This is a genomic window from Rhizobium sp. BK251 (genome assembly GCF_004345245.1).
Classification (GTDB): Bacteria; Pseudomonadota; Alphaproteobacteria; order Rhizobiales; family Rhizobiaceae; genus Rhizobium.
On record NZ_SLUQ01000004.1, the window covers coordinates 203,013 to 215,828 of the forward strand.

The 12,816-nt window shown below is 63.4% G+C and carries 16 protein-coding genes; 9 read left to right on the forward strand and 7 right to left on the reverse strand.

Features of this window, described 5'->3' with window-relative positions; translation table 11 throughout:
• The first annotated feature begins 50 nt into the window (after nt 1–50).
• Complete coding sequence (locus tag EV286_RS10990; protein WP_132957080.1) at nt 51–593, forward strand: hypothetical protein; 543 nt, start codon at nt 51–53, stop codon at nt 591–593.
• Here EV286_RS10990 and EV286_RS10995 read toward each other — a convergent pair whose 3' ends face one another.
• The 5 genes from EV286_RS10995 to tsaD all read right to left on the reverse strand — a co-directional run bounded on the left by EV286_RS10995 (nt 594) and on the right by tsaD (nt 4,177).
• Entirely contained in the window at nt 594–1,244 is a 651-nt protein-coding gene (locus EV286_RS10995; protein WP_132957081.1) for a methyltransferase, read from the reverse strand.
• 82 nt (nt 1,245–1,326) lie between these two features.
• Nucleotides 1,327–1,764 carry an EVE domain-containing protein gene (locus tag EV286_RS11000; RefSeq protein ID WP_132957082.1) on the reverse strand — a complete coding sequence of 146 codons (438 nt, stop codon included), beginning with the start codon at nt 1,762–1,764 and terminating at the stop codon, nt 1,327–1,329.
• Between the two features lie 5 nt (nt 1,765–1,769).
• Nucleotides 1,770–2,063 (reverse strand): YciI-like protein, encoded by a 294-nt coding sequence (locus EV286_RS11005; RefSeq protein WP_132957083.1) that lies wholly within the window; start codon nt 2,061–2,063, stop codon nt 1,770–1,772.
• A gap of 33 nt (nt 2,064–2,096) precedes the next feature.
• Nucleotides 2,097–3,083 (reverse strand): NAD(P)H-dependent glycerol-3-phosphate dehydrogenase, encoded by a 987-nt coding sequence (locus tag EV286_RS11010; RefSeq protein ID WP_132957084.1) that lies wholly within the window; start codon nt 3,081–3,083, stop codon nt 2,097–2,099.
• Nucleotides 3,080–4,177, reverse strand: coding sequence for a tRNA (adenosine(37)-N6)-threonylcarbamoyltransferase complex transferase subunit TsaD (gene tsaD, locus EV286_RS11015; protein ID WP_132957085.1), 1,098 nt, complete (start codon nt 4,175–4,177; stop codon nt 3,080–3,082). The genes EV286_RS11010 and tsaD overlap by 4 nt, the downstream gene beginning before the upstream one ends.
• A 71-nt stretch (nt 4,178–4,248) precedes the next feature.
• On the opposite strand from tsaD, the gene hemC reads away from it, so the two are divergent.
• From hemC to EV286_RS11045, 6 genes are read left to right on the forward strand one after another with little or no spacing between them, the layout of a single operon-like run.
• Nucleotides 4,249–5,178 carry a hydroxymethylbilane synthase gene (hemC, locus tag EV286_RS11020; RefSeq protein WP_132957086.1) on the forward strand — a complete coding sequence of 310 codons (930 nt, stop codon included), beginning with the start codon at nt 4,249–4,251 and terminating at the stop codon, nt 5,176–5,178.
• A gap of 5 nt (nt 5,179–5,183) precedes the next feature.
• On the forward strand, nt 5,184–5,915 hold the full coding sequence (locus EV286_RS11025) for a uroporphyrinogen-III synthase (RefSeq protein ID WP_132957087.1): 732 nt from the start codon (nt 5,184–5,186) through the stop codon (nt 5,913–5,915).
• A gap of 58 nt (nt 5,916–5,973) precedes the next feature.
• A complete protein-coding gene (locus EV286_RS11030; protein ID WP_207909801.1) occupies nt 5,974–7,263 on the forward strand; it encodes a mitofilin family membrane protein in 1,290 nt (429 codons plus the stop codon).
• Nucleotides 7,264–7,276: 13 nt separating this feature from the next.
• Entirely contained in the window at nt 7,277–8,866 is a 1,590-nt protein-coding gene (locus tag EV286_RS11035) for a heme biosynthesis protein HemY (protein WP_132957088.1), read from the forward strand.
• Nucleotides 8,867–8,883: 17 nt separating this feature from the next.
• Complete coding sequence (locus EV286_RS11040) at nt 8,884–9,369, forward strand: TerB family tellurite resistance protein (protein WP_132957089.1); 486 nt, start codon at nt 8,884–8,886, stop codon at nt 9,367–9,369.
• On the forward strand, nt 9,356–10,123 hold the full coding sequence (locus tag EV286_RS11045; protein WP_132957090.1) for a glutamine amidotransferase: 768 nt from the start codon (nt 9,356–9,358) through the stop codon (nt 10,121–10,123). The genes EV286_RS11040 and EV286_RS11045 overlap by 14 nt, the downstream gene beginning before the upstream one ends.
• On the opposite strand, the gene EV286_RS11050 is transcribed toward EV286_RS11045, so the two are convergent.
• A complete protein-coding gene (locus EV286_RS11050) occupies nt 10,114–11,358 on the reverse strand; it encodes an MFS transporter (protein WP_132957091.1) in 1,245 nt (414 codons plus the stop codon). The two genes, EV286_RS11045 and EV286_RS11050, sit on opposite strands and share 10 nt — an antisense overlap.
• Nucleotides 11,359–11,469: 111 nt before the next feature.
• Here EV286_RS11050 and EV286_RS11055 point away from each other — a divergent pair, with 111 nt between their 5' ends.
• Both EV286_RS11055 and EV286_RS11060 read left to right on the forward strand, forming a co-directional pair.
• On the forward strand, nt 11,470–11,775 hold the full coding sequence (locus EV286_RS11055) for a YggT family protein (protein WP_132957519.1): 306 nt from the start codon (nt 11,470–11,472) through the stop codon (nt 11,773–11,775).
• An 11-nt stretch (nt 11,776–11,786) separates the two neighbouring features.
• A complete protein-coding gene (locus EV286_RS11060) occupies nt 11,787–12,101 on the forward strand; it encodes a DUF167 domain-containing protein (protein WP_132957092.1) in 315 nt (104 codons plus the stop codon).
• Here the strand turns inward: EV286_RS11060 and ppa are convergent, their stop codons facing one another.
• Nucleotides 12,102–12,641, reverse strand: coding sequence for an inorganic diphosphatase (ppa, locus tag EV286_RS11065; protein ID WP_132957093.1), 540 nt, complete (start codon nt 12,639–12,641; stop codon nt 12,102–12,104).
• Nucleotides 12,642–12,816: the final 175 nt, after the last annotated feature.

Consider the following 12,816-nt stretch of genomic DNA (forward strand, 5'->3'; position numbering starts at 1 on the left):
GCAATGTGTCGTTAACGCTTTGTTAACGATTGGAAATCCGGAGGCGAAACATGGTCCTGCGTATCGCGAGCGCCTTTCTGCTGACAGCCTGCGTGGCGGTTGCTTTGCCGGCCGTCGCCGGCGACTATCGCGGACGTCCCGATTTTCAGCGCCGGCATTTCTTCGAGCGGCCGCATTGGGTAACCGCCGGGAGCTACCGTCCCGACCTGATCGCCCGCCAGGATCGGCGGCTCGCCCTCGGATTCGGCTTCGATCGCCGCCGGGATCGGTTCCTCTATGGTGCACCCTACCTCTACCGCGCGCCCTATCTCTACGGAGCACCGTACGGGGTGTCAGGTTCGGCCAACATTGCGAGCAACAGCCTTACGATCGTGGTCGGCGACACTCCGATGTCCGGCGTCGACGGAACCTATGCCGGCACCTCCTATGCCTACGGCGGCGACGGCGGTACCTATGTCGTCTCCGGCGGCTATGGCGGCTATCCGGTAAGGAGGCAGGTACGCCTCGCCCCGCGGGCAAAGATCATCGACGTCGCCAGGCGGCCTTCCGCGGGCTGCTCATACGAGGCAGGCGTCTGCGTCATCCGCCCATAGCTATTCCGCGAGAAAGCGCCACACCGTCGTTTTCTTCACTTCGCTGTCTTCAAGAACGCGGGTGACGGGCACTTCATAGACTGCGCAGGACTGCAGCCGGTCCCCGGGACGGTAGGCACGCCCCGGATCGCCCACAAGCACGGTTCGCCCCTCCCGGGCGAGATCGGCAAGCCAGGGCACGAGCGCAGCGGCAAAGTCCCGGTCATAAAAGACATCACCGGCAAGCACGACATCAGCATCGGTCGAGCGGCCGATCAGGTCCTCGCGGGTGAAGCGGAGCGAAACTCCGTTCCTGCGGCTGTTGAGGCGCACGGCCACTTCCGCCCAGGGATCGATGTCGGCGGCGAGCACATCGGCGGCCCCGGCAAGCCCCGCCGCAATCGCGACTATTCCGGAGCCCGTCGCAAAATCAAGGACGCGTTTGCCGCGCACGATTTCGGCGTGGTCGAGGACATAGCGGGCGAGCCCCTGGCCGCCGGCCCAGGCGAAGGCCCAGAAGGGCGGCGGCAGGCCGATCTCCTCCAGCTCCTCCTCGGTCTTCAGCCAGAGATCATGCGCTTCGCTCGCCAGATGCAGGCTGATCTCCGGCACATGTGGAGGCGCCATGACGCTCGTATTCCTGAGGATGAATGTCTCCGGATCGGTCTTCACGGCAATACGCCCCGCTCACGCCCGTCTCTTCCTCCTGCATGGTGCCATGGGAAGAGACGGGCCGCGATGCAACTCTGCGGCATCAGTCGTTTTGCGGAGGCTTGTCGAAGCCGCCCATCCGGCAGACCTCGGCCCATTCATCATCGGTCACCGGCTGCACGGACAGGCGCATGGAGGTCACGAGCGCCATCTGCGAGAGCTTCGGATTGGCCTTGATCTCCTTCAGAGACACCGGAGTCGGCACGTCCATGACGGCGCGGATATCGACGCAGTCCCAGCGGTCGTCGCCCGCCGCCGTCGAGTCCGGATGCGAAAGCGCGCAGACTTCGACGATGCCGACGATCTCCAGCCCGTCATTGGAGTGGTAGAAGAAGCCCTTGTCGCCGATCTTCATGGCACGCATGTTGTTGCGTGCCAGATAGTTGCGCACGCCCGTCCACTCGGTGCCTTTCTCGCCCGCATCCTTCTGCTGTTGCCAGGACCAGGACGAGGGCTCGGATTTATAAAGCCAGTGGGCCATGTGCCTCAGCCCTCCGGACTGTTGAAGACCCAATTGAAGGGCTTCACCTCGACCTTTTCGAAGAGACCGGCCCTGGCATAGGGATCGGCGTCGGCGATGGCGCGCGCGGCCTCGATCGACTCCGCCTTGACGACGACCAGGCTGCCGCAGGGCTTTCCTTCGCCATCGAGGAACGGACCCGCCATCTTAAGCGTGCCTTCCGTGTTCAGCTTGTTCAGAAATTCGATATGCACCGGACGCGTGTCCATGCGCACATTCAGATGGCCCGGCTTATCCGTGCACAGGAAGGCAAAAAGCATCGCGGGAATTCTCCTTGTTGGAATCCGGAAATGTCATTCGGTTGTGATGGGCCGCGTCATCAGCTGTTCGATAGCCGTTGCAACATCGAGCTTGGCCTCGATTATAGCGGCGACGGCATCGGTGATGGGCATGCTGACGCCCGATTCCTTGGCAAGCTTCGAGGCGACGGCCGCTGCAAAGGCGCCCTCGATCAGCGTTCCATGCGTGGGGTCCACCGCCTCGCCGCGTCCGAGCGCGATCCCGAATCTGAGATTGCGGGATTGATGGCTCGTCGCCGTAAGCACCAGGTCGCCCAAGCCAGAGAGCCCACGCACCGTGTCCGCCTGCCCGCCCTTTGCAGCGACGAGACGCGACATCTCGGCAAGCCCGCGGGCAATCAGCGCAGCACGGGCCGAATCGCCAAGACCTGCCCCCTCGACGATGCCGCAGGCGATCGCAAGCACGTTCTTCAATGCCCCGCCGAGCTGTACGCCGATGCGGTCGGCCGAGGCATACAATCGAAAGGTCGGCGTCGAAATCGCCTGTGCCAGGCGCTCTGCCGTCGCCATGTCCGGGGCTGCGACAACCATCGCAGTCGGCTGGCTCTTGGCGATGTCCATGGCAAAGCCCGGGCCCGAAAGCGCGGCGACAACATTGTGACCCAGCTCGGCTTCGATGACGTCCGTCAGCAGTTGGCCGGACGCACGGTCGATCCCCTTGGCGCAGGTCACGACGATCGCGTCCTTCGCGAGAAAGGGACCGTATTGTTCGGCCGCGTCTGCCTGTGCCTGCGACGGCATAGCAAAGAGCACGATATCCGCATCGCTGATCGCATCGGGTTCAGCGGAATAGGCGAGCCGGTCAGGCAGTTGAATTCCGGGCAGCGCGTCGTCATGAACGCCCTCTGCCCTCAGGTCGTTGACGAGCGAGGGATCGCGGGCGACAAGCGTTACGTCGCTCCGCCCCTCGAGGGCGATGACGGCGGCGAGTGCGGTGCCGAACGCGCCGGCGCCGACGACTGCTATGCGTTCGTTGCTCATGCCTTGGCTCCTCGTTTTCCGTGACCGATCAGTGTCTGCGCCGTCGCATCGAGCGGCCACCGCGTCCGCGGCTGCACCTCGAGGTCATCGGCTGCGGTACCGATCGCCATGCGCTCCAGCCCGGCCCAGGCAATCATTACCGCATTGTCGGTGCAAAGCCGCAGCGGCGGGGCGATGAAGCGAAAGCCTTCCTTGTCGCAAAGTGCCTGCAGAGTACCGCGAACCTCGAGATTCGCCGCCACTCCGCCCGCAACCACCAGCGCCGGTTCTCCCGCAAAGGTCGGAAATTCGGCCCTGAACCGCTGCAGTCCCCTGCCGATGCGGTCCTTCAGTGTCCGGGAAATCGCCCTCTGGAAAGAAGCGCAGATATCCACGATATCCTGTTCGTTCAGGGGCTGGATTGCAAGTGCGGCCTGGCGGACTGCGGTCTTCAGGCCCGAGAAGGAAAAGTCGAGCCGCGCCTCCCCGACGAGCGGCCGCGGAAAATCGAAGCGATCGGGATTGCCCGACCTTGCGGCCCGCTCGACCTCCGGCCCACCCGGATAGGGCAGGCCGAGCAGCTTCGCCGTCTTGTCGAAGGCCTCGCCGAGCGCATCGTCGATCGTGGTCCCCCAGCGCTCGTATTCACCAACGCCGCGCACGAGGATGAGCTGGGTATGACCGCCGGAAACGAGCAACATCAGGTAAGGAAAGGAAAGCCCGTCCGTCAGGCGTGCCGTGAGCGCATGCCCCTCGAGATGGTTGATGGCATAGAGCGGCTTGTTGGTCGCACGCGCAATTGCCTTGCCTGTCATCAATCCGACGAGCAGCCCGCCGATCAGCCCCGGCCCGGAAGTGGCCGCAATCGCGTCGACATCTTCGAGCGACATATTGGCGCGTTTCAGCGCCTCTTCGATAAGCGTATCAAGCGCTTCGACATGGGCACGCGCTGCGATTTCGGGCACGACGCCGCCATAGGCGCTGTGCTCCTCCAACTGGCTGAGCACAACGTCCGAAAGCACCTGCGACGTGCCGTCCGCATGGCGCTCGACAACAGCTGCCGCGGTCTCGTCACAGCTGGTTTCGATGCCAAGGATGCGCAACAGGGATGTCATGGGCTGGTCGTTGATTGCGGTAAGGCCTAAATCTGGGTACGAGGACTGTCGGTAACAACGGATCAATGTGGATGCAAACAAAACCTTTCCGGATCGGCACGCGCGGCAGCCCGCTCGCGCTGGCGCAGGCCAACGAAACGCGCGCGCGGCTGATGGCTGCGCATGGCTTGCCAGAGGAAATGTTCGAAATCGTGGTGCTGACGACGAAAGGCGACCGCATCACCGACCGGTCGCTCGCGGAGATCGGCGGCAAGGGCCTGTTCACGGAAGAGCTGGAACTCAAGCTCGCTTCCGGCGAACTGGATATCGCCGTCCATTCCGCCAAGGATATGCCGAGCAAGCTGCCCGACGGGCTTCATCTGTCCGCCTTTCTGCCGCGCGAGGACATCCGCGACGTCGTCATCGGCCGCAGCGCCCCGAGGCTGATAGAGCTGCCGCAGGGGGCGACGGTCGGTTCTTCCTCACTCCGCCGCCAGGCGCTCATCCGGCGCATGCGGCCGGATATAAAGGTGGTGACCTTTCGCGGCCTCGTCGATACGCGGCTGCGTAAACTCCAGGAAGGGCAGGTCGATGCGACCCTTCTGGCGCTCGCCGGCCTGAAGCGGCTCGGCAAGGTCGGCGTCCTGACCGAGATCCTGGCGCCCGAGGAATTTCCGCCGGCCCCCGCCCAGGGGGCGATCTGCATCGAAAGCCGCATCGGCGACGCCCGCACGGCGGAGCTTGTCGCCGCGGTCAACGACCCTCTCACCTTCGATACCGTTTCCTGCGAGCGTGCTTTCCTCGCCGCGCTTGACGGTTCCTGCCGAACGCCGATTGCCGGCTATGCCATCTGCGAAGGCGACCACCTGAAATTCTCGGGCCTCGTCCTCACGCCAGACGGCCGCAAGGAACACAGCGTCGAGATCGAGGGCAATCGGCGCGATGCGACCGCCCTTGGGCATCTGGCCGGCACCGAGATCAGGGAAAAGGCGGGCACCATCTTCTTCGACGATTGGAGCTGATGCCGATGCGCGTGGTCGTCACAAGGCCAACGCATTCCGGCGAGCAGACGGCCCGCATCCTGCGCGAGCGCGGCCATGAGCCGATTCTCCTGCCCCTGTCGCGGGCGGTACATGACCCGGCCGCCGTGCGCGCGGCACTGGCGGAACATGCGGGTGCAATTGCCGTTACCAGCGCAGAGGCGATCCGCAGCGCCGCAGAACTCCACGCCGAGCTTTCCCCGTATCTTTCGAGACGGCTCTTTGCCGTCGGCAGGGCAACGGCGCAGGAGGCTGCGAGAACAGGGTTTACGGCGGTCTCGACGTCCGAAGGAGACGGCCGCGCGCTTGGTGAATTCATATCGGCCGCTCTCGGCCGGTCCGATTCCGAACTTCCTGTCGTTTATCTTGCCGGCCTGCCCCGTGCATCCGGCTTCGAGACGCGATTGCAGGAACTGCAGGTCCCTTTCGTGGTCGCCGAGTGCTATTATATGGCTGAGGTGGAGCATGAACACGAGCATTTGAGCCAGATGTTTCTTGCGGAGCCGGTAGGTGCCGTGCTGCTGTATTCCCGCGAGAATGCCGAGCGTTTCTTTAGGCTTTCCGTCGTCAGGTCGAACTCTGACATTCTTGATGGAAGCCGAATTCTCTGCCTCAGCGCGGCCGTTGCCGCTGCCGTTCCGGATCAATTGCGCCGCAATATCTCGATCGCGGCGACGCCCGAGGAAGAAAGCCTCCTTGCCCTCCTGGGCAACGCTTGACGTCCATTTTTGATGTGGCCCCTTTCCATTATGCACTTCACTGACTAGGTTCGTCGCAATGCAGGATGATGAGGACATCATGGTATCGGGAAAGCCGCCGCGCCGATCAAAAACGGCTAACGAGCCGGTCACGATTGACCTGGAGGCACATGAATCCGCCCCCGCGGCAGCCTTCGAAGAGGCAGTCGAACACCCAGCGTCGCCGGATCCCGAGGTAGTTGCTGCCGAGAAGGCGGCGTTCCCGGCTGAAAGCGAAGGCGAGCCCCTGACCGAGCATGAGAGCGAGCGGGCGACCGATGCGCACGAGAATGTGCCTCCGCCGCCACAGGCGGACACCCCGCCCAGGCGCTCGGTACACGAACCCGTCCAGTCGCGGCAGACAAGTACCTCGACCCTCATTGCGGCAGGCATCGTCGGCGGGCTCGTGGCCCTTCTCGGGGCCGGAAGCATCCAGTATGCCGGCTTGCTCCCGGGAACGGCCACCCGTGCCGAGAACGAGGAGACAGCCGCCCTTTCCGCCGAGATCGATGGAGTGAAGCAGGCGGTTGCCAATCTTGCGGCAGACGACGCAGACCAGCCTCCGGCACAACCGGACGAGGCGCTGCTCGCGCGGATCGCGACACTCGAAGCCGAGGTAGCAAAGAACACCTCAGCTGCTGCAAGCGGGACCACGAACGCCGCAGCCGACCAGAAGATCGCCGACCTGACGGGCCAGATCCAGCAGTTGCAGGCCAGCGTCGACAAGCTCACACAGAGCCAGGCATCGAATGATGCCGACGTCACGAAAAGGCTCGATGATGCCGAGCGCAAGCTGAACGAACCGCGCGAAGACGTGGCAGTTGCCAAGGCAATTGCGGCCGCAGCCCTGAAGGCTGCGATCGATCGCGGCGGTCCCTTCCTTCCCGAACTCGATACCTTTGCCGGGGTTGCACCGGACGATCCGGCAGTCGCCGACCTGAGGAGCTTTGCCGCCACGGGCGTTCCGTCCCGTGCCGAGCTCATCGGCGAGGCCCCGGACGTCGCGACGGCAATCGTCGATGCGGCCAACCAGCCGCCACCCGACCAGAGCTGGACGGAGAGGCTGGTTGCCGGCGCGAAGTCGCTGGTCAAGGTGCGTCCTGTCGGCAATGTCGAGGGCGACACGGTGGAGGCCGTTGCCGCGCGCATGGAAGACAAGTTGAAAGCCGGCGACCTCCAGGGCGCGGCCGCCGAATGGAACAACCTTCCCGAGGCCGGCAAGACCGCGTCGGCGGCTTTCAAGCAGTCGCTCGACGCGCGTATCCGCGTCGAGGATCTGGTCGCGGGCGCGCTTTCGAAGGCCGTTTCCGGCACCGGCAAGCAAGGGTGAGGTGAGAAGGCTCATGGTCAAGCTACTCGTCTTCGCCGCTGTCGTTCTGGGTCTCGGCTACGTTTTCTCCTGGCTTGCCGATCGTCCCGGTGATCTGACCCTCGTCTGGGAAGGCCAGCTCTACGAGACGAAGCTCATCGTCGCTGCAAGCTTCCTGATCGCGCTCATTGCGGCGGTCATGCTCGCCTGGTGGATCATCCGCACGGTCTGGACCTCGCCGCATTCGGTGACGCGCTATTTCCGTGCCCGCAAGCGCGACCGCGGCTATCAGGCGCTATCGACGGGCCTCATCGCCGCAGGTGCTGGCAACGCCTTGCTCGCCCGGAAGATGGTGGCGCGCACGCAGGGCCTCATCAGTGCCGACCAAGAGCCGCTCATCCATCTCCTCGAGGCACAGGCAGCCCTGATCGAAGGCAAGCACGACGAGGCGCGCAAGAAATTCGAGCAGATGGCCAACGACCCCGAGACGCGGGAGCTCGGTCTGCGCGGCCTCTACCTCGAAGCCAAGCGGCTCGGCGCCAATGAGGCCGCCCGCCAGTACGCCGAAAGCGCTGCCGACAAGGCGCCATACCTGCCCTGGGCAGCACAGGCGACGCTCGAATACCGCTGCCGCGCCGGCCGCTGGGACGAGGCGCTCAATCTGTTGGACAAGCAGAAGCTGGCCCACGTCGTCGAGAAGAAGGAAGCGGCGCGCCTGCGTGCGGTCCTGCTGACGGCTCGCGCGGGCGACAGGCTGGAGGCTGATCCCTCAGGCGCCCGTGACGACGCGCTCCACGCCCTGAAGCTGGCGCCGGACTTCGTGCCGGCCGCCCTCATTGCGGCAAGGGCTCTTTTCCGTGAGGACAAGACACGCAAGGCAAGCTCGATGCTGGAACAGATCTGGAAGAGCACGCCGCATCCCGAGATCGGCCGCACCTACGTGCGTGCCCGCAACGGCGATTCCGCCGTCGACCGGCTGAAGCGCGCCGAGAGGCTTGAATCCCTGAAGCCGAACAACATCGAATCGCTGCTTCTCGTTGCCCGCGCGGCACTCGACGCACAGGATTTCCCGAGGGCGCGCACGAAGGCCGAGGCTGCGGCACGGATCGATGCCCGCGAGGGCGCTTTCCTGCTGCTTGCTGACATCGAGGAAGCCGAAACAGGCGATGAGGGCCGCGTCCGGCACTGGCTTGCACAGGCGCTGCGCGCCCCGCGCGACCCCGCCTGGGTTGCCGATGGGTTCGTCTCGGACAAATGGCTACCGGCGTCGCCCGTCAGCGGGCGCCTCGATGCCTTTGAATGGAAGGCGCCTTTCGGCCAGGTCGAAGGACCGCTGGAGGAGGCTTCGGCGACCACATCCGTCGACAAGGCTCTTCGCAGCCTGCCGCCCGTTCGCACCACGGCCCACACCGAGGCGACTGACGACCACCGCATCATCGAGCTTGAGCGCGCTGCCGCGATTGCCGAGGCCGCGCGGCCCTCCACGAGCCCGCCGGCACGTCCGGCCTCACCCGTGCCCGCCGAGTCCGAGGCGCAGCCGTTCTTCGGCGGCCTGCCGGACGATCCGGGTGTTCGCGATCCCAAGGCCGAACCGGAGCCCAAGACCCGGTTGCGGCTTTTCTGAAACGGAAACCGAAACGCATGTTCGAACGCTTTCAAGAGTTCTTTCAGAATCTCACCGCCGACCATCCCAAGAACGGATTTGCGCCCGACGATCCGCGAATAGCCGTAGCGGCGCTCTGTATGCAGGTCATGGAAGCGGACGGGACGATACAGGACAGCGAGAAGAAGCGTCTGCGCAAGCTCCTGAAGGAGCAATACTCGCTCGACGGCAGGCAGCTCGATGCCCTGATCGCGGCCGGGCAAGAGGCCGAGAGTTCGGCCGTCGATTACTTCCGGTTCACTTCCGACCTCAAGCGTCACCTGGACAACGAGCAGCGCCTCGAGCTGATCGGCATTCTCTGGGATATCGTCTATGCCGACGGCGAACGCAGCGAGATGGAGGATCACGTCATCTGGCGTATCGCCGACCTGCTCGGCGTTTCCGCCCGCGAGCGCATCATGAAGCGGCAGGAGGCAGCCGCCCGCCTCTCGGATCGCGACAAGGAAGGCGATGATGCCGACTGACGCAGCAAGCATGTCGCGCAAGAAGCGTCCGATCCTGATCGTGCTGCATCAGGAGCGCTCAAGCCCAGGGCGCGTCGGCCAGTTGCTTGTCAAGAAGGGCTACGAACTCGACATCCGCCGCCCGGTGCTCGGTGATCCGCTTCCTGTCACATTGGCTGGCCATGCCGGCGCGGTGGTTTTCGGCGGCCCGATGAGCGCCAATGACCCCGACGACTTCGTGAAAGCCGAAACCAACTGGCTGAACGTGCCCCTGAAGGAAAATCGCCCCTTCCTCGGCATCTGCCTCGGTGCCCAAATGCTCGTCAACCATCTCGGCGGCAAGGTGCAGTCACACGAGAACGGCCTGACCGAGATCGGCTGGTACCCGCTTCGCCCGACCGACAAGGGCCGCCGGTTGATGCATTGGCCGAAAATGGTCTACCACTTTCACCGCGAGGGCTTCGACCTGCCGCGCGGCGCCGAACTGCTGGCCGAAGGCGATGCCTATCCGAACCAGGCCTTCCGCTACAACAGCAATGCCTGGGGCCTGCAGTTTCACGCCGAGCTGACCCGCATCATGATGCATCGCTGGGTGGTTCACGGGGAGCATCGCTTCATCATGCCCAATGCCCAGCAGGGCCGCGATCACCTGGAAGGGCGCATGCTGTTCGACGCGCCTCTCAAGGCCTGGCTGACGGAATTCCTCGACATCGTTTTCGAGGGCAAGGCAGCCAATACTCTGACTGGCGGATTGGTATCTTCCGATCAGGGATGATCTCTCGACGGTGCGTCGAGGCTGTCGATCCGGCGAAGCTTTGGGAAAGTCATCGCCCAGATGACTGACACCGCAAGGGTGCCGATGCCTCCGATGATCACCGCCGGCACGGCACCGAAGACCGCAGCCATCGTGCCGGCCCTGAATTCCCCGAGTTCGTTGGAAGCGCCGACGAAGACCGTATTGACTGCATTCACGCGGCCACGCACCTCATCCGGTGTCCACAGCGCGATCAGCGTCTCGCGCACATAGACGGAGATCATGTCGGCCGAGCCCATCACCGCAAGCGCGATGATCGACACCCAGGGCGTTTGCGAAAGGCCGAAGACCACGGTCGCGGCGCCGAACAGCGCGACGCCGAAAAACATGTATAAGCCGGCGCGATGGCGCAGGGGATAGCTCGCCAGGAAGATCGCCATGGTGATCGCTCCCACGCCGGGCGCTGCACGCAAGAGACCGAGGCCCCACGGGCCAAGTGTCAGGATATCACGCGCGAAGATCGGCATGAGCGCCACGGCACCGCCGAGCAGCACCGCGAAAAGATCGAGCGATATCGCCCCGAGCACCACCTTTTCCGATCGGATGAAGCGAAAGCCGGCAAGGAGCGAATCCCAGCTCTTTGCCTGTGCGCTGATGCGCTGCGCAGGCTTCGGGACCATGTACATCAGGATCGAGCCGACGACTGCGAGTGCCACGGCGACAGAATAGGCGACGGTAGCGCTGACGCCATAGAGAAGGCCGCCCGCCACCGGGCCGAGAATTGCCGCCGTCTGCCATGAAGACGAATTCCACGCAATCGCGTTCGAAAGATCCTGCGGCGGAACGAGATTGGGCGCCAGCGACTGCACGGCCGGTGCCATGAAGGCCCGCTCGATGCCGAACACGACCAGGATGAGGAAGACCGGCAGCGGAGAAAAGGCTCCTGTCAGCGTCAGTGCCAGCAGGGCCGCGGAGCACAGGGCGCTGACAAGGGAGCAGAAGGCGGCGATCGCACGGCGATTGTGCCTGTCCGCGACGGCCCCCGTGACAAGGATGAGCAGGAGCGACGGCAGGAACTGAACAAGGCCGATCAGGCCGAGATAGATGGCACTGCCGGTATGGTCGTACATCTGCCAGCCGACGGAGACGCTGACGACCTGGATCGAGAACGAGAGAAGGAAGCGTGCGAAGAAGAATCGAAAGTACGAAACATGCCGAAACGCGGCAAAGCGGTGGCCTGGAGCCCGCGATAACATAAGTAAACTTCCCAAGGGAAACGGGCCGATCCGCAACAGTCGGAGGCCCGTTAAGCATGAATGGCAGCGCCGCGGCGCACAGTACTTGCCCGTTTAGTCGCCAATGTCTACATGTCTGTCAACAACGAATTGGAGACTCATATGCTCGCGCTGTTTCAAACCATTGATCTGGCTTTGAATCTTTACACTTGGGTGCTTATCGCCAGCGCCATCTTCTCTTGGCTGTATGCGTTCAACGTCATCAACTCGAGCAATCAGTTCGTCAACTCGGTCGGCATGTTCCTGTACAACGTCACCGAACCGCTGCTCAGGCCGATCCGCCGCGTGCTCCCGAATCTCGGCGGCATCGACATTTCGCCGATCATCCTGCTGTTGATCATCTTCTTCATCCGCTCGCTGATGTGGAACACGCTGTAGCCGCTTCTCGCGTGAGCCTTCCCCACCAGCGATTTGCCGATCATCTGCGCATCTCGGTCCGGCTTGTCCCAAACGGCGGTCGCGACGCGATCGACGGCATCGAGGCGGACGCTGCCGGAGAAAGCTACTTGAAGGCGCGGGTTGCCGCAGTTCCGGAGAAGGGCAAGGCCAACAAGGCCCTGATCGCCCTGCTTTCAAAGGCGCTCGGCGTTCCGAAATCGTCGGTCACCCTGATATCCGGCGACACTGCACGCAAAAAAATCCTCCGGATCGATGGCGACCCGGAGGACCTTTCAAGAAAACTCGATGCTCTGCTTCGACCCTGATCAGGCCTTCTTGGCAGCCTTGGCGCGCTCGATCGCTTCGACGATGAGTTCACCGGCTTCCTTCGAACCCCTCCAGCCGAAGATCTTGACCCACTTGCCGGGTTCGAGATCCTTGTAGTGCTCGAAGAAATGCTCGATCTGCTTCACCGTGATCTCCGGCAGGTCGGTGTATTCGTGCACCTTCTCATAGCGCAGCGTCAGCTTCGGCGACGGCACGGCGATGATCTTTTCGTCCTTGCCGGAATTGTCTTCCATCATCAGCACGCCGATCGGGCGCACGTTGATGACACAGCCGGGAACGAGCGGGCGCGTGCTGGCGATCAGCACGTCGATCGGATCGCCATCGTCCGACAGCGTATGCGGAACGAAGCCGTAATTGCCCGGATAAGTCATCGGCGTGTAGAGGAAACGGTCGACCACCAGCGTGCCGGCGTCCTTGTCCATCTCGTACTTGATCGGATGACCGCCCACCGGAACTTCGACGATGACGTTGACATCTTCAGGCGGGTTCTTGCCAATTGCAATGGCGTCAATGCGCATATTAAATCCCCTAGAGAATGGTTTTCCGGCAGCCAGATAATCAGAAACCTTTCGCAACGCAACAAGGCTTTGCCGTGTCGCAGTCAATGTGATCGCTGGCCGCGCGAACTCCCGCACGTATAGATAGATTCAAGGCAGAAGTTGGGACTGCCGGCCGAAATTGGCAAACTCCTCG

Coding starts and splice junctions, on each gene's coding strand:
- EV286_RS10990 (WP_132957080.1), top strand. CDS start 51: ATGGTCCTGCGTATCGCGAGCGCCTTTCTGCTGACAGCCTGCGTGGCG.
- EV286_RS11000 (WP_132957082.1), bottom strand. CDS start 1,764: ATGGCCCACTGGCTTTATAAATCCGAGCCCTCGTCCTGGTCCTGGCAA.
- EV286_RS11005 (WP_132957083.1), bottom strand. CDS start 2,063: ATGCTTTTTGCCTTCCTGTGCACGGATAAGCCGGGCCATCTGAATGTG.
- EV286_RS11010 (WP_132957084.1), bottom strand. CDS start 3,083: ATGAGCAACGAACGCATAGCAGTCGTCGGCGCCGGCGCGTTCGGCACC.
- tsaD (WP_132957085.1), bottom strand. CDS start 4,177: ATGACATCCCTGTTGCGCATCCTTGGCATCGAAACCAGCTGTGACGAG.
- hemC (WP_132957086.1), top strand. CDS start 4,249: ATGCAAACAAAACCTTTCCGGATCGGCACGCGCGGCAGCCCGCTCGCG.
- EV286_RS11025 (WP_132957087.1), top strand. CDS start 5,184: ATGCGCGTGGTCGTCACAAGGCCAACGCATTCCGGCGAGCAGACGGCC.
- EV286_RS11030 (WP_207909801.1), top strand. CDS start 5,974: ATGCAGGATGATGAGGACATCATGGTATCGGGAAAGCCGCCGCGCCGA.
- EV286_RS11035 (WP_132957088.1), top strand. CDS start 7,277: ATGGTCAAGCTACTCGTCTTCGCCGCTGTCGTTCTGGGTCTCGGCTAC.
- EV286_RS11040 (WP_132957089.1), top strand. CDS start 8,884: ATGTTCGAACGCTTTCAAGAGTTCTTTCAGAATCTCACCGCCGACCAT.
- EV286_RS11045 (WP_132957090.1), top strand. CDS start 9,356: ATGATGCCGACTGACGCAGCAAGCATGTCGCGCAAGAAGCGTCCGATC.
- EV286_RS11050 (WP_132957091.1), bottom strand. CDS start 11,358: ATGTTATCGCGGGCTCCAGGCCACCGCTTTGCCGCGTTTCGGCATGTT.
- EV286_RS11055 (WP_132957519.1), top strand. CDS start 11,470: ATGTCTGTCAACAACGAATTGGAGACTCATATGCTCGCGCTGTTTCAA.
- ppa (WP_132957093.1), bottom strand. CDS start 12,641: ATGCGCATTGACGCCATTGCAATTGGCAAGAACCCGCCTGAAGATGTC.